Here is a 14,507-nt window from a genome sequence, read left to right on the forward strand (position 1 = left end):
GTCGTTCGGAGTACCCGGAGCGGGCATGTGCGCAGCTCATGACGGCGAGGTGGCGGCTAGATGACACGGTGGGGTGAGCCCTTCCGGGAGAGCGGCGCGCTAGCCAAGGCCGAGGTCGTCGACCAGGCCCAGATCGCCATCGTCGTCATCGACCGGTTCAGCCTCCTTCGCTACTGGAACCCGTACGCGCGCGAACTCTTCGGGTTCGTCGGCGGACGCGACTACGTCGGCCTGTCCCTGCTGGACATCGGCATCCACGAGTCCGACCGCGAACACGCCTCCCAGCTGGCCCGCCGCGTCCTGCGCGGCGAACCCTGGGAGGGCACCTTCGCCGTGCTCAAGGGCGACTCCACCTGGATCCACGTACGGGCCCAGGCCGTGCCCATGCACGACAACGCGGGCGAGATCGACGGCATCGCCCTGATCGCCCGCGAGGCCCTGCGCAGCGGCCGGGTCGAGGAGCAGTACGGCCTGCTCGAACGGATCGGCAGCCGCCTGGCCAGCTCGCTGGAGTTCGACTCCACGGTCAAGGGCGTGGCCGGGATCCTGGTACCCCAGTTCGCCGACCACTGCTTCATCGACCTCTACGACCACGACCGCCTGGTCAGACAGGTCTCCGTGCACGCCGAGGGCTGGTCCCCGCCGCCCCGGACCTGGTTCGACGTCGGCGACGAGGTCCGCTACCCCGAACGCCACTTCGTCACCCAGGCGATGCGCCGCCTGGAGACCGTCGTCAGCAGCGACTACCTCTACGAGAACTCACCCAACGACCGTTCCGACCGGGTCTCCCGGCAGGTCGGCGTCACCTCCGCCATCGCCGCCCCGCTGCGGGCCCGGGGCGAGGTCCTCGGTGTGCTCACCCTGGCGCTGTCCGGCCTCTCGCCCCGGCAGAAGAGCACCTACGGCGGCTTCGACAGGGACCTGGTCGGCGCCATCGCCTCCAGGGTCGCGCTGGCCATCGACAACGCCCGCCTCTTCGAGGAGGAGCGCAGTACCGCGCTCGCCTTCCAGAACAGTCTGCTGCCCAGCCACTTCCCGCCCCTGGACGGGCTGACCCTGGCCCACCGCTACCTGCCCGCCGGGCCGCTCCAGGCACACGGGCACGGCGTCCAGACCCAGGTCGGCGGCGACTTCTACGACGCGATCCCGCTCTCCGCGGGCCGCGTCGGCCTCGTCATCGGCGACGTCGAGGGCCGGGGGCCGCACGCCGCCGCTGTCATGGGGCAATTGCGAGCCGCCCTGCGCGCCTTCGCCCAGGCCGACCGGGAGCCCGCGGACATCCTGCGCGAACTCGACGAGTGGGTACGCCAGCTCGGCACCCCGGACGGGAACGGCGGAGTCTGGATCCCCAGCGTCAGCTGCCTCTACATGGTCTACGACGCCTGGTCCCGGGAGCTGTCCTACGCCAACGCGGGACACGCCTCCCCGCTGCTCATCACGTCGGAGTCGGTCGAGGCCCTCGACCTGGAGGTCACCGACCGCATGCTGGGCGTGCGCGCCAGGGGCGGCTCCGGAGAGGACATCGTCTACCACCAGGCCGACCTGCGTCTTCCCCTGGGCGCGACCCTGGTGATGTACACCGACGGCATGGTGGACCGGCGGCCGGTCGGCGGGAGGGCCGACCCCGAGCGCGCGCTGGCCCGGCTGACCGAACGGGTCGCCGAGGTCGCCGACAAGGACGTGGAACAGATCGCCGAGGCCGCGGTGCACAGCGTTCCGGGCGAACTGGACGACGACACGGCGCTCCTGGTCGTGCGCACCCACTCCGAGGAGCTCGCCCTGCGCGAGGGCTGGTTCCCCTCGGAGGCGTCCACGGTGGGTGCGGCCCGGCACCTGGCGGCCGACACCTTCAAGGAGTGGGGCGTCGACCGCGACCAGGCCGAACTGGCCTGCCTGCTGGTCTCGGAGATCGTCACCAACGTGGTCATCCACGCCACCCCGCACCCGGTGCACCGGGAGTTCACCGGTGGCGGTGTCCTGGACTCGGAGTCCCCGCTCGACTCGGGCGGCGCGGTCGACGAGTTCGACGAGGACTGGAGCGACCTGCTGGAGGCGGTCGCCGAGGAGGACGAGTCCAGCGACGACCCGGGGGACAAGGAGTTCCTGCTCCGGCTCCGCCGGGGGGCCAGCGCGGTGTGGGTGGAGGTCTTCGACCACGACCTGCGCCTGCCCCGGATCCGCAGCGCCGCCGCCGACGACGAGGGCGGTCGCGGTCTGTACCTGGTCGAGCAGCTCGCCAGCCGCTGGGGCTCCCGGCCCACCCCGGACGGCAAGGCCGTCTGGTTCGAGATGCCCATGCACGGCGACGCCGGGGTCGAAGAGGCCGAGAAGGACGACGAGGAGTAGGCGGCGGCCCCGCCGGGCCGCACCCTCCTTCGGCGTCGTCCCGGGCCGGCCGCTCCGTTCCGGGTTCTTTTCCCTGGTCGGGGACCGTACGGCCGTAAACCTGTTTCAGCCTGCGAAAAAAATGCAGCGAACCCTCCTTGATTGCCTGTAGTCGGCTGGTTACTTTATCCAGTGGTAAAGGGTCGATCCGGCTGCTCGAATGGTGGTGCGCGCATTGTCTTCCGGGGGAGTGAAATCGGTTCCGGGTTCCCCGGGTCCCTTCATGGAACAAAGTCCCGATAGGGCCTCGGGATCCAGTCGGTCCCTGTTCGGGGCCGGTCTGCGCGGCGGCGTGTCCCTCCTCGGGGCGCTGGGCCTGGTGGTCGCGCTCGCCACCCCGGCCTTCGCTGCGCCTCCGCCCGCTCTTCCTGCGAATTCGTCCGAGGCCGAGGCGAAATGGCAGCCAGCCTTCGACTACGACACGGACGGCTGCTATTCCACCCCGGCTGTCGGCCCGGACGGAAGTGTCGCCGGAGGGCTCAAGACCTCGGGGGCGCTGAACGGAAACTGCCGGGACAGGTCCGACCTGGACAACACCAATTCCTATTCCCGTGCCAGCTGTGACGGCAGCGGGTGGTGCGCCTACATGTACGCGCTCTACTTCGAGAAGGACCAGGTCCTGCCCGGTTGCTGCGGCCACCGGCACGACCTGGAACACGTCGTCGTGTGGGTGCTCGACGACGAGGCCCGGTACGTGTCCGCCTCCGCCCACGGCGACTACGACACCCGGGCCGCCGAGGACGTCCTGTGGGAGGGCACCCACCCCAAGATCGTCTACCACAAGGACGGCCTCTCGACCCACGCCTTCCGGTTCGCCGCCCATCACGACGACCCGCCGGAGAACCACCACGGCGAGTGGCAGTACCCGGCCCTGGTGGGCTGGGAGGGCTACCCCGAGGGCGTCCGGGACGTCTTCGTGACGGCCGACTACGGGTCCGCCCAGCTCGACCTCAGGGACGACCGGTTCGGTGGCGCCCTGGCCAGGGCGCTCCCCGACGGCGTCGACTTCGCCCCGTACGCCCCCTGATCCCCTGACCACCACGGCCGGGCCCGGCCGTCCGGTCCTTACCCGCCTTCGGACCGTCCACCGGGCCCAGCCCTCCCTCCGGGCGCCGTCAAGGCCCGCCACCCCTCGGGGCGGCGGGCCTTCGGTGCGGGTTCAGCGGTTGGACCAGGCCCACAGCAGCAGGCAGACGAAGACGAAGAAGACCACGATGCCGCTGGTCGCCCAGGGGATGTGGATCCTCGGCCGGAGCTTGCGCACGGCGATGACGAGCAGTACCACCAGCAGCCCCATCACGATGAGGCCGTCCCACGCTCCGCTCATGCTCCGGACCCTTCGGGTTTGGGGGAGGTCCTACACGCCCTTACAGGCCCAGGCCCCGGCCCACGATCTCCTTCATGATTTCGGTGGTGCCACCGTAGATCGTCTGGACCCGGGTGTCCTGCCATGCCCGTGCCACGGGGTATTCCATCATGTACCCGTACCCGCCGTGAAGCTGAAGGCACCGATCCATGACCCGGTTGCACATCTCGGTGGTCCACCACTTGGCCTTGGCGGCGTCCTCGACGGTCAGTTCACCCTTGTTGAGCAGCTCGACGCCCCGATCGACGTAGGTGCGGCCCAGGTCCACCTCGGTCGCCAACTCGGCCAGGACGAAACGGGTGTTCTGGAAGCGCCCGATCGAACGGCCGAAGGCGGTGCGCTCCCGGCAGTAGTCGATGGTGTGCTGGAGCATCTGGTCGGCCGAGGCGACCGCACAGGTGGCGATGGACAGCCGTTCCTGGGGAAGGTTCTGGAGCAGGTGGATGAAGCCCTGGCCCTCGGTGCCGATCAGGTTGGCGGCCGGGACGCGCACGTTGTCGAAGAACAGCTCGGCGGTGTCCTGCGCCTTCATGCCGATCTTGTCGAGGTTGCGGCCCCGGTCGAAGCCGGGCATGTCCCGCTCCACGGCGAGGAGTGAGAAGCCCTGCGCCCCGGCCTCGGGATCGGTCTGGCAGACCACGATCACCAGGTCGGCGTTGATGCCGTTGGTGATGAAGGTCTTGCTGCCGTTGAGGACGAACCCGTCCCCGTCGCGGACCGCGGAGGTCCTGATCCCCTGGAGGTCGCTACCGGTTCCGGGTTCGGTCATCGCGATGGCGGTGATCAGCTCGCCGCTGGCGAAGCCGGGCAGCCAGCGCCTCTTCTGCTCGTCGTTGGTCAGCCCCACCATGTACGGCGCCATCACGTCGTTCTGCAGGGTGATGCCCAGACCGCTGGCGTGTGCCCGGCAGATCTCCTCGTTGACGATCTGGTTGTAGCGGTAGTCGTGCAGCCCGGTGCCGCCGAACTCCTCGGGCACGCCGTGGCCGAGGAGGCCGACCCGGCCCGCCTTGACCCACACCTCGCGGGGCACGATGCCGTCCTTCTCCCACTGGTCGTGGAAGGGAGCCACGTCCCTCTTGAGGAACTCGGCCACCGATTCGCGGAAGAGGTCGTGGTCGGCGTCGAAGAGTTCCCGCTTCATGCGCTGCTCCGGAGGGTGTCGGGGATCACTGGTGTTCCCACACGGTAACCGAATCGAATTCGGTTTTGAAGAGACGGAGGCAAGCCGGGGCAAAGTTCCTGGTCGGATGGGCGGTTCCCGGTGGTCTGGCGGGGCCGGGTTCCTAGTCTGGCCGCAGTGGGGGCGTCGGCGATCCGGGCACGGCCCGACCAGGGGAGGCGATTCGATGGCCAGGGAGAGTACGGCCGACCAGCGGGACCGGAGCGAGTACCGCGGAGGGCGGATCGCGCTGATCATGACCGCCCTCATGCTCACCGTCCTGCTCGCGGCGCTGGACCAGACCATCGTCTCCACCGCCCTGCCCACGATCGTCTCCGACCTCGGCGGCCTCAACCACCTGTCCTGGGTGATCACCGCCTACCTGCTCGCCGTCACCGCCAGCACCCCGCTCTGGGGCAAGCTCGGCGACCAGTTCGGCCGCAAGAGGCTGTTCCTGTGGTGCATCGCGATCTTCCTCCTGGGCTCGGCGCTGTGCGGCATGGCGCAGGACATGCTCCAACTGGTGCTGGCCAGGGGGTTCCAGGGGATCGGCGGCGGCGGGCTCATGGTGCTCGCCTCGGCGCTCATCGGCGACGTCGTCTCACCCAGGGAACGCGGCAGGTACCAGGGCCTGTTCGGGGCGGTCTTCGGTATCTCCAGTGTGGCCGGACCCCTGCTGGGCGGCCTGTTCGTGGACCACCTGTCCTGGCGGTGGGTGTTCTACGTGAACCTTCCGCTGGGGCTGGTCGCCTTCCTGACCGTCCTGGCCGTACTGCCCCGGCAGGTCCCGGTCGGCCGCCGGAACATCGACTACGCGGGCATCGTGCTGCTCGCCGCAACCGCCGTCTGCCTCACCCTCGTGGCCTCCTGGGGCGGCGGTGTCCACCCCTGGCTGTCCTGGCAGATCATCGCCCTGGCCGCGGGCGGTCTGGTGCTGGGCGTCGGCTGGTGGCTCACCGCCCGCAGGGCGAGCGACCCCGTCATGCCGCTCAGCCTCTTCCGCGACCCGACCATCGTCGTCGCCATGGCCATCGGCTTCTGCGTGGGTTTCGCGATGATGGGTTCGATGGCGTTCCTGCCGCTGTTCCTCCAGGTCGTCCACGGACTCTCGCCGACGGCCTCGGGGCTGCACCTGCTCCCGATGGTGGCGGGCATGTTCCTCACCTCGATCACCAGCGGCCGCCTGGTCACCCGGACCGGCCGCTACAAGGCCTATCCGATCGCCGGCATGGCGCTCACCTCGGCCGGGCTCTTCCTGATGTCGGGCATGGGGCCGGACAGCTCGATGCCGGAGATGAGCGCCTACTTCTTCGTCCTCGGCTCCGGACTGGGGTTGGTGATGCAGGTGGTGGTCGTGGTGGTGCAGAACGCCGCCTCCTACGACGACCTGGGGGTGGCGACCTCCTCGGCGACCTTCTTCCGGTCGATCGGAGGCTCCTTCGGTACGGCGGTCTTCGGCGCGGTGTTCGCCAGCCAGCTCGCCGCGAACCTGGCCGAGCGCGCCGGTCGGGTCCAGTTCCCGCCGGGGGTGGATCCGAGCTCCCTGGAGAGCGACCCGAGCGCCGTCGACCGGCTGCCGCCGCAGGTCCAGGCGAGCTTCCTCGGCGCCTACGCCGACGCCATCGACACGGTGTTCCTGTGGGCGGTCCCGGTCGCCCTGGCCGGACTGGTGCTGGCCCTGTTCCTCAGGCAGGTGCCGCTGCGCACCACCATCCGGGCACCGGACCTGAACGAGGCGGTGTCCCCGGTGGCCTCGCCCAGCCGCAGCGCGATGGAGCAGGTGGAGCGCGAGGTCTACGCGGCCTGTGGCGCCGAGGGGGCGGAGACCATGTACACGCGGCTGCGCGAGGCCGCGGGCCTGGAGGTCTCCACCGAGGCCTGCTGGGCGCTCAGCCACCTCGGAGTCAGGGGGTCGCTGACCGTGGCCGACCTGGTCCGGATGTCCTGGCTGGACGCCTCCCGTTGGCGGGACGTGCACCAGGAGATGCTGGAGGCGGGCTACCTGGCCGACGAGGGCGAGCCGTGGGAGCTCAACTGGCGGGGAGAGGACGCCGTGCGGAGCCTGTACGAGGCCCAGCGGACGGCGTTGCGCTCACTGCTGGCCGACTTCGGCCCCCGGGAGCACCCGGACGTGGTCGAGGTCCTGGAGCGGGTCACCGGCGGCACCCTCGGCGACGAGGACGACGCCCCCGGCCCGGGCCGAGGCCGCTTCGACCGCGGCCCGCGCTGAGGCAGTGCCGCCGCGGCGGGCCCTCCGAGCCGCACCCGGCCTGAACTGGGCGGGAGCCTGGAAGGCGGGGGCGGGGTCTTGCCAGGAAGGCAAAACCGAATACAGTTCGGTTAAGCAGGACGTCACATCCCACGCCCCTTGGAGGACCCCGTGGCCGAGGCCTACATCGTCGGAGCAGTACGCACCCCCGTCGGCACGAAGAAGGGTGCGCTGGCCGCCGTGCACCCGGCGGACCTGGGGGCGCACGTCCTCAAGGAGCTCGTCGAGCGCACCGGGGTCGACCCGGCGGCGGTCGAGGACGTCATCATGGGCGTCGTCAGCCAGGCCGGTCCGCAGGCCCTGGACCTGGCCCGCACCGCGTGGCTGTCCGCCGGTCTTCCCGAGACCGTCCCCGGCGTCACCATCGACCGCCAGTGCGGCTCCTCCCAGCAGTCCATCCACTTCGCCGCGCAGGGCGTGATGTCCGGCACCCAGGACCTGGTGGTGGCGACCGGCGTGGAGAACATGGGCATGGTCCCCATGGGCGCCAACGTCCAGTTCGCCGTGGACAACGACCTCCCGCTGTACGGCGAGGGCTGGATCGAGCGCTACGGCTTCCAGGAGATCTCCCAGTTCCGCGGCGCCCAGCTCATGTGTGAGAAGTGGGGCTACAAGCGCGAGCAGCTGGAGGAGTTCGCGCTGGAGAGCCACAAGCGCGCCGCCGCCGCGCAGGAGGCCGGTTACTTCGACTCCCAGATCGCCCCGATCGCCGGGGTGGGCGGGGACGAGGGCATCCGCCCCGACACCACCCTGGAGAAGATGGCCGGGCTCAAGCCGCTGCGCGAGGACTGGGATCTCACCGCCGCGGTCGCCAGCCAGGTCTCCGTGGGCGCCGGCGCGCTGCTCATCGCCTCCGAGCGCGCCGTGAAGCAGCACAACCTGACCCCGCTGGCCCGCGTCGTCCAGCTGTCGCTGGTCGGCGACGACCCGGTCTACATGCTCACCGCCCCGATCCCGGCGACCAGGATCGCCCTGGAGAAGGCGGGCCTGAGCATCGACGACATCGACGTCACCGAGATCAACGAGGCCTTCGCCCCGGTCCCGATGTCCTGGATCGACGAGCTCGGCGCGGACCCGGCCAAGGTCAACCCGAACGGCGGCGCCATCGCCCTGGGCCACCCGCTGGGCGCCACCGGCTCCGTCCTGATGACCAAGCTGGTCAACGAGCTGCACCGCACCGGCGGCCGCTACGGCCTCCAGACCATGTGCGAGGGCGGCGGCCAGGCCAACGTGACCATCATCGAGCGCGTCTGACCCGGGCCCCCGAACGCTGGGCCGCACCCCGGGCCGGGGTGCGGCCCAGCGTCGTGCCGATTGCGGGGAACACTCTTGCCTGCAGGCATGCATGCATCTAGGCTGCGGTCATGAGTCAGATGACGTGGAGAGCCGAAGAAGAGCTGATGCGCAGGGTCAAGTGCTCTGCCGAACGCCGCGGTGTCAGCCTGAACGAGTACGTGACCCGGGTGATGCGGGCGGTGACCGATCCGGACCTGGAGGGCGACGAGGCACGGGCCGTCCGTGCCAAGCTCGCGCAGGCCGGGCTGCTGGACTCCTCGGGTACCCAGCGCTCCCGCCCCAGCCGTGAGGCCGTCGAGAGGGCCCGCCGGGCGGCGGGCGGGGGGACCCAGCTGGAGGATCTCGTGGCGGAAGGGCGCGAATGAGCGTTTTCGCTGACACGTCCGCTGTGGTCAAGCTGTACGCGGACGAGTACGGCAGCCAGGCCGTTCGGGACCTGGCGCAGCCGCTGGTGGTGTCGCAGATGACCAGGGTCGAGGTCCCCGCCGCCCTCTGGCGCAAACACAGGATGGGGGAACTGGGCGTCGAGGACACGCGGGTCCTGGTGGCCGAGTTCGAGGCCGACTACTTCGGCGCTCCCGGTGAGGAGCGGCGCCTCTCGGCGGTCAGGGTCACAGCCGAGATCCTCGAGGAGGCGGTTCGGCTGACGGCGGTGCACGGCCTGAGAGCTTACGACGCCGTGCAGCTCGCCTCCGCCAAGGCCGTTCGGTCCGCCGACCCGGGATGTACCTCATGCGCGGTCTTCGACAAGAACCTGCGTGCCGCCGCGGCACTGGAGGGCTTCTCCCCGCTGCCGGAGGAGACCTCTCTGCACGGCCCCCGCGTCGAGCACGTCTGACCCGCGCCCCCGAACGCCGGGCCGCACCCCGGACCGGGGGCGCGGCCCAGCGTCACGTTCCGTCTCAGGGGACCGCCACCAGCAGGTCGTCGAGGAAGGCGTCCACGTCCTCCTGGCCGTCCTCCCAGGAGCCGCTGAGCACGCCACAGGTCTGGACGAAGCGGAGCTCGTCGTCGCCGTGCCAGAGGACTCCGGCCCGGGAACCGGCGTCCGTCTCCTCGTTCACCGTCTCCACGGCGGTGAACTCCACGCTCTCCCCGTCGTCGGTGGGGACCTCGACCGGGTCGAGCTGGGTGATCGGGGTGTCGGTCAGATCGTCGCCGTACACGTCCCCCGCGACCGTGAGCGACAGCAGCGCGCTGTCCTGGGGTTCGCGTCCCAGTTCCTCGGACTGTTTGGCGTGCCCCTCCATGAGGTTGAGGGTGACGCTGCACCCGTCCCGGACGAAGACCGCCAGCCCCTCTTCGCCGCCCCCGCTGTTCGTCCACGCCGGAAGGTCCTCGGGGACGAGCCAGGCGAGCTCGCCGTCGGTCGGGATGGAGGTGTACTCCCGCTGCGGCTCCTCCGTCTTCTCCGTTTCCACCGCGGCCTCCGCCTCGGGAGCCGCCTCGTCCGTCTCCTCGCCCTGGGCGCAACCGGCGGTCAGGAGCAGGGTCGCGGCTCCGGGTAGGAGGGCCAGTCTCTTCACCGTGTCTGGAATCTCTGGCATGCACCAGATCATGGCAGACCCGGCCAGCGCGTCCGTGGCCGTTTCCGGATCACCTTCGGGGGGAGTCCAGCCCCTCGCCGCCGACACCGTTCTCCAGGCCCAGCCAGGCGGCCATCTCCTTCAGCTGCTCCACCAGTTCGGGCACCGTCTCGGCGAGGGCGTCCTCCTCCAGGGTGACCCGGCGGGCGAGCAGGGTGCCCGAGGCGCGGTCGGCCTTGAGGTCGACCCGGGCCACCAGGTCCTCGCCCAGCAGGAACGGCAGCACGTAGTAGCCGTGCACCCGCTTGGCGGCGGGCACGTAGATCTCCAGCCGGTACCGGAAACCGAACAGCTCCTCGGCGCGGTCCCGCGTCCACACCAGTGAGTCGAAGGGGCTCAGCAGGGCGCGGGCGTCCACCCGGCGGGGGACGCGGGCGTCCTTGTGCAGGTAGGCGGGGCGGCCCCAGCCGCGCACGGTGACCGGGACGAGTTCCCCGGAGTCCACGAGGTCGGCGACGGCGGCACGGGACTCGCTCCCCTTGAGCCGGAAGTAGTCGCGCAGGTGGGGCTCGGTGGCGATCCCGTGGGCACGGGCGGCGATCGCCACCAGCTCGCGGTGGGCCTCCTCCGGTGACGGGTGGGGCAGCGCGTGCACCGCGGCGGGCAGAACGCGTTCGGGCAGGTCGTAGCGGCGCTCGAACTGGGTGTTGCGGCCGTTGGAGGTGAGGTCGCCGATCCAGAACAGGTACTCCAGGCACTTCTTGACCTCGGACCAGTTCCAACCCCAGTGGTCCTTTGCGCGCGGCACGTCGTGGGCCAGGGCGGCCTCGACCTCGCGGGCGGTGGCCGGACCGATCCGGGCCACCTCCTCGTGCACCGCCTTGACCAGTTCGGGCCTGTCCTCGCGGATGCCGTTCATCCACCCCGCCCGCTCCTGGGCGCGGTTGCGTTCCATGCGGTAACGCATGAGGCGGTGGGTGGCGGGCGGTACCAGGCTCGCCTCGTGCGCCCAGCACTCGACCAGCCGCGCCGGGCTGTTAACCGCCGCGGTGGTGGCGGCCCGGTCCAGCAGCGCGGGATCGTAGCCGCCCAACCGGGCGAACACGGGCAGGTACTGACTGCGGGCCAGCACGTTCACGCTGTCGATCTGGAGCAGTCCCACCCGGCGCACGACGCGCGCCAGATGGGCGAGTGTGGGCTCGGAGCCGGGGCGCGGGTCGTGGAAACCCTGGGCGGCCAGGGCGATCCGACGGGCCTGGGACAGGGAGAACTCCGCGTCGCGGCGGGGGTGCGGTGCAGGCATCTGATCACCGTAGGCCCAGCCGACGACATTCCCGGGGACAGGTACCCGGGACGGGGGTCAGCCCATCCGGCGGTGCTGGTTCTCCTTCTCGGAGGGGCCGGGTGCGGCCGGTGCGATCAGCGGTCCGGGGAGCGACGGGTCGAGGACGCCCTCCTCCAGCCAGGTGTAGGAGCCGTCCATCAGGCGGCGGGCGAGCTTGCCGTCCAGCTCGTCGGTGTTGGACCACAGCCCCTCGAAGAGGGTGTCGATCCGTAGCCGGGCCTGGTGGCAGAACACGTCGGCCAGCTCGTACGGGGTGGTGCCGCGCTCGGGGTGCGCGTCCGTGTCGGCACTGGCGCGCACGACCACGGCGCTCATCGCGAACAGTTCGGCGCCGATGTCCACCACACGCCCGAGGAAGCCCTGTTTGACCTCCATCTTCCCCTGCCAGCGCGACATCGCGTAGAACGTGGACCGGGCCAGCCTGCGTGAGGAGCGCTCGACGAAGCGCAGGTGGGCGGCGAGCGGTCCGAACTCCGCGAAGGCCGAGGGCACCTGGCCCCGGCCGACCACCAGGGTCGGCAGCCACCTGGCGTAGAACCCGCTCGCCCGGGCCACGGCACGTGCCCTGTCGGACCGGCTGGTGTCGGGGTCGATGACGTCTCCGGCCACGGACAGGTGCGCGTCCACCGCCTCGCGGGCGATCAGGAGGTGCATGATCTCCGTGCTTCCCTCGAAGATCCGGTTGATCCGCAGGTCGCGCAGCAGCTGTTCGGCGGGCACCCCGCGCTCGCCGCGCGCGGCCAGGGATCCGGCGGTCTCGAAACCGCGCCCGCCGCGGACCTGGACGAGTTCGTCGGCGATCGTGTACGCCATCTCCGAGGCCCACAGTTTGGCGATGGCCGCCTCGATGCGGATGTCGTGCCGCCCGTCGTCGGCCATCTGACTGGTCAGGTCCAGCATGGCCTCCATGGCGTAGGTGGTGGCGGTGATGAAGGAGAGCTTCTTGGCCACCTCCTCGTGCTGGCCCACCGGACGGCCCCACTGGACGCGTTCGCGGGCCCACTCGCGGGCGACCCCGGTGGCCCACTTGCCTCCGCCCGCGCACATGGCCGGCAGGGACAGGCGGCCGGTGTTGAGGGTGGACAGGGCGATCCGCAGCCCGTGCCCCTCCTCGCCGATCCGGTTGGCGGCGGGCACCCGCACCCGGTGCAGGCGGGTGACGCCGTTCTCCAGTCCCTTGAGCCCCATGAAGCGGTTGCGGTGCTCCACGGTGATCCCGGCCGAGTCGCCCTCGACGACGAAGGCCGTGACGCCGCCGCGGTGGCCGGGTCCCTCGGGCACGCGGGCCATCACCACGAGGAGCTCGGCGACCACGCCGTTGGTGGTCCACAGCTTGACCCCGTCCAGCACGTACTCGGAACCGTCCTGAGCGGGCGTGGCCGTGCAGCGCAGCCGCGCCGGGTCGCTGCCGACGTCCGGTTCGGTGAGCAGGAACGCGCTGATCGCGCCTTCGGCGCAGCGGGGGAGGAAGGTGTTCCTCTGCTCCTCGGTGCCGAACATGGCGACCGGTTGGGGGACGCCGATGGACTGGTGCGCGGAGAGCAGGGCGCCGATCGCCGGTGAGACGGAGCCGACCAGCATCAGGGCGCGGTTGTAGTAGACCTGGGTGAGGCCGAGACCGCCGTACTCGGCGGGGATCTTCATCCCGAACGCGCCGATCTCGCGCAGGGCCGCGATGGTCTCGTCGGGGATGCGCTCCTGGAGTTCGATCCGCTGGGGGTCGATGTCCTCGCAGACCTGCCGTAGCTCGGCGAGAAAGGACTCACCGCGGCGACGGGAGGGTTCGTCGGGTTCGGTGAGGGGGTGGATCAGGTCCAGGCGCAGGCGGCCCAGGTACAGCTCCCTGGCGAAGCTGGGCTGGCTCCAACCGCTCTCCCGGGCCTGTTCGGCCACCTGGCGTGCCCTGCGTTCGTCGACCTCGGGTTCGGGGTCCTGGTTGGTGCCGGAAGCGGGTTCGACCGTCGACATGGGCGCGTTCACCTCACTGAGGGAATGGCGAATGTGGTCTGTGTCACAGCCGTACCCGTGGTCACGGTGTCTGACGCCCGTTGCCGTCAACCGGACCCCGCTGTCCCCTGCGGGCCGGTTCGACGGAGCCCCTGATCACGGCCCCGCAGGCGGTTTTCTCCCCATCTCCGGGGAAAAACCTTGCGCGCAATGCGAACCGTTTGGGTGGGTAGGCCGTCCAACGGGACGCGACGGAAACCAACCGTGCATGTGCCGGGAGTCGCCGAACCCCGGTGCGGAGGACGGCCGCACCGGGGTTCCTCCGTGTCCGGCCAGGTCGTCGGCGCGATCCTCTAGCCTTTGGCTGTGCGTATCGCGACATGGAATGTGAACAGTGCCCGCGCCAGGGCCGAACGGATCGGCGACTGGTTGGACCGGAGCGAGATCGACGTCCTCGCCGTCCAGGAGACCAAGGCCCGTGACCACCAGTTCCCCGAGTCGGTCTTCACCGACCGCGGGTACGAGGTCGCCCACCACGGCCTCTCCCAGTGGAACGGGGTCGCGATCGCCTCGCGCGTGGGGCTGGAGGACGTCCGGATCGGCTTCCCCGGCCAGCCCGGCTACGGGGACCCCGAGGAGCCCGAGGCCCGCGCCATCGCCGCCACCTGCGGCGGCGTCCAGGTGTGGAGCCTGTACGTGCCCAACGGCCGCGAGGTCGACCACCCCCACTACGCCTACAAGCTTCGCTGGCTGGAGGCCCTGCGCCAGGCGGGCGCCGAGAGCCTGGCACAGGACCCCGAGGCCCAGATCGCCTACACCGGCGACTTCAACATCGCCCCGCAGGACGAGGACGTGTGGGACACGGCCGCCTTCGAGGGGCTCACCCACGTCACCGAACCCGAACGGACCGCCTTCGCCGGGCTGGTCGACGCCGGTTTCGCCGAGGTGGTGCGCGATCACACCCCCGGCCCCGGTGTGTACACCTACTGGGACTACAAGGGGCTGGCCTTCCCCAAGCGCAAGGGCATGCGCATCGATTTCGTGCTGGCCTCGCCCGCGCTCCGGGCCAGGGTGACCGGCGCGAGCATCGACCGTGAGGAGCGCAAGGGCAAGGGCGCCTCCGACCACGCCCCGGTCATCGTCGCCCTTGACGGTGCCGACAGCCAGCCGGTCGAGCGGCCCGGGAAGTGAGTGGAACAGTGAGCAGCGAA

At 70.6% G+C, this 14,507-nt stretch carries 12 protein-coding genes; 7 read left to right on the plus strand and 5 right to left on the minus strand.

Annotation, left to right across the window (positions count from 1 at the left end; genetic code table 11):
- Positions 1 to 60: 60 nt before the first annotated feature.
- Together AC0VYD_RS03180 and AC0VYD_RS03185 are read left to right on the plus strand one after the other, a co-directional pair.
- Entirely contained in the window at positions 61 to 2,346 is a 2,286-nt protein-coding gene (locus AC0VYD_RS03180) for a SpoIIE family protein phosphatase (protein ID WP_475478512.1), read from the plus strand.
- Positions 2,347 to 2,608: 262 nt separating this feature from the next.
- Positions 2,609 to 3,412: an NPP1 family protein gene (locus tag AC0VYD_RS03185; RefSeq protein WP_475478513.1), complete on the plus strand. Its 804-nt coding sequence runs from the start codon at positions 2,609 to 2,611 to the stop codon at positions 3,410 to 3,412.
- A gap of 132 nt (positions 3,413 to 3,544) precedes the next feature.
- Here the strand turns inward: AC0VYD_RS03185 and AC0VYD_RS03190 are convergent, their stop codons facing one another.
- Both AC0VYD_RS03190 and AC0VYD_RS03195 read right to left on the minus strand, forming a co-directional pair.
- Entirely contained in the window at positions 3,545 to 3,712 is a 168-nt protein-coding gene (locus AC0VYD_RS03190; RefSeq protein WP_475478514.1) for a hypothetical protein, read from the minus strand.
- A 40-nt stretch (positions 3,713 to 3,752) separates the two neighbouring features.
- On the minus strand, positions 3,753 to 4,895 hold the full coding sequence (locus AC0VYD_RS03195; RefSeq protein ID WP_475478515.1) for an acyl-CoA dehydrogenase family protein: 1,143 nt from the start codon (positions 4,893 to 4,895) through the stop codon (positions 3,753 to 3,755).
- Between the two features lie 205 nt (positions 4,896 to 5,100).
- Between AC0VYD_RS03195 and AC0VYD_RS03200 the strand changes: the two genes are divergently transcribed.
- The 4 genes from AC0VYD_RS03200 (at position 5,101) to AC0VYD_RS03215 (ending at position 9,316) form a co-directional block, all read left to right on the plus strand.
- Positions 5,101 to 7,143, plus strand: coding sequence for an MDR family MFS transporter (locus AC0VYD_RS03200; RefSeq protein WP_475478516.1), 2,043 nt, complete (start codon positions 5,101 to 5,103; stop codon positions 7,141 to 7,143).
- 150 nt (positions 7,144 to 7,293) lie between these two features.
- Positions 7,294 to 8,436 carry an acetyl-CoA C-acetyltransferase gene (locus AC0VYD_RS03205; RefSeq protein ID WP_475478517.1) on the plus strand — a complete coding sequence of 381 codons (1,143 nt, stop codon included), beginning with the start codon at positions 7,294 to 7,296 and terminating at the stop codon, positions 8,434 to 8,436.
- Positions 8,437 to 8,546: 110 nt separating this feature from the next.
- On the plus strand, positions 8,547 to 8,843 hold the full coding sequence (locus tag AC0VYD_RS03210; RefSeq protein WP_191268842.1) for a toxin-antitoxin system HicB family antitoxin: 297 nt from the start codon (positions 8,547 to 8,549) through the stop codon (positions 8,841 to 8,843).
- A complete protein-coding gene (locus AC0VYD_RS03215; protein ID WP_475478518.1) occupies positions 8,840 to 9,316 on the plus strand; it encodes a type II toxin-antitoxin system VapC family toxin in 477 nt (158 codons plus the stop codon). Before AC0VYD_RS03210 ends, AC0VYD_RS03215 begins: the two co-directional genes overlap by 4 nt.
- Positions 9,317 to 9,380: 64 nt before the next feature.
- Here the strand turns inward: AC0VYD_RS03215 and AC0VYD_RS03220 are convergent, their stop codons facing one another.
- Genes AC0VYD_RS03220 through AC0VYD_RS03230 form a run of 3 tightly spaced genes read right to left on the minus strand, consistent with a single transcriptional unit; the run spans position 9,381 to position 13,317 of the window.
- Positions 9,381 to 10,025: a hypothetical protein gene (locus AC0VYD_RS03220; protein WP_475478519.1), complete on the minus strand. Its 645-nt coding sequence runs from the start codon at positions 10,023 to 10,025 to the stop codon at positions 9,381 to 9,383.
- A 49-nt stretch (positions 10,026 to 10,074) separates the two neighbouring features.
- Positions 10,075 to 11,307, minus strand: a complete 1,233-nt coding sequence (locus tag AC0VYD_RS03225) for a winged helix-turn-helix domain-containing protein (RefSeq protein WP_475478520.1) — start codon at positions 11,305 to 11,307, stop codon at positions 10,075 to 10,077.
- A gap of 57 nt (positions 11,308 to 11,364) precedes the next feature.
- Complete coding sequence (locus tag AC0VYD_RS03230) at positions 11,365 to 13,317, minus strand: acyl-CoA dehydrogenase family protein (protein ID WP_475478521.1); 1,953 nt, start codon at positions 13,315 to 13,317, stop codon at positions 11,365 to 11,367.
- Positions 13,318 to 13,662: 345 nt separating this feature from the next.
- Between AC0VYD_RS03230 and AC0VYD_RS03235 the strand changes: the two genes are divergently transcribed.
- Positions 13,663 to 14,487, plus strand: a complete 825-nt coding sequence (locus tag AC0VYD_RS03235; protein ID WP_475478522.1) for an exodeoxyribonuclease III — start codon at positions 13,663 to 13,665, stop codon at positions 14,485 to 14,487.
- The last annotated feature ends 20 nt before the right edge of the window (positions 14,488 to 14,507 follow it).

Source organism: Nocardiopsis sp. iso_40, from assembly GCF_056173285.1.

Bases quoted from the DNA above. Each gene is read 5' to 3' on its own strand.
- AC0VYD_RS03230 (WP_475478521.1), bottom strand. From the start codon at position 13,317: ATGTCGACGGTCGAACCCGCTTCCGGCACCAACCAGGACCCCGAACCC.
- AC0VYD_RS03190 (WP_475478514.1), bottom strand. From the start codon at position 3,712: ATGAGCGGAGCGTGGGACGGCCTCATCGTGATGGGGCTGCTGGTGGTA.
- AC0VYD_RS03225 (WP_475478520.1), bottom strand. From the start codon at position 11,307: ATGCCTGCACCGCACCCCCGCCGCGACGCGGAGTTCTCCCTGTCCCAG.
- AC0VYD_RS03220 (WP_475478519.1), bottom strand. From the start codon at position 10,025: ATGCCAGAGATTCCAGACACGGTGAAGAGACTGGCCCTCCTACCCGGA.
- AC0VYD_RS03200 (WP_475478516.1), top strand. From the start codon at position 5,101: ATGGCCAGGGAGAGTACGGCCGACCAGCGGGACCGGAGCGAGTACCGC.
- AC0VYD_RS03185 (WP_475478513.1), top strand. From the start codon at position 2,609: ATGGAACAAAGTCCCGATAGGGCCTCGGGATCCAGTCGGTCCCTGTTC.
- AC0VYD_RS03180 (WP_475478512.1), top strand. From the start codon at position 61: ATGACACGGTGGGGTGAGCCCTTCCGGGAGAGCGGCGCGCTAGCCAAG.
- AC0VYD_RS03215 (WP_475478518.1), top strand. From the start codon at position 8,840: ATGAGCGTTTTCGCTGACACGTCCGCTGTGGTCAAGCTGTACGCGGAC.
- AC0VYD_RS03195 (WP_475478515.1), bottom strand. From the start codon at position 4,895: ATGAAGCGGGAACTCTTCGACGCCGACCACGACCTCTTCCGCGAATCG.
- AC0VYD_RS03210 (WP_191268842.1), top strand. From the start codon at position 8,547: ATGAGTCAGATGACGTGGAGAGCCGAAGAAGAGCTGATGCGCAGGGTC.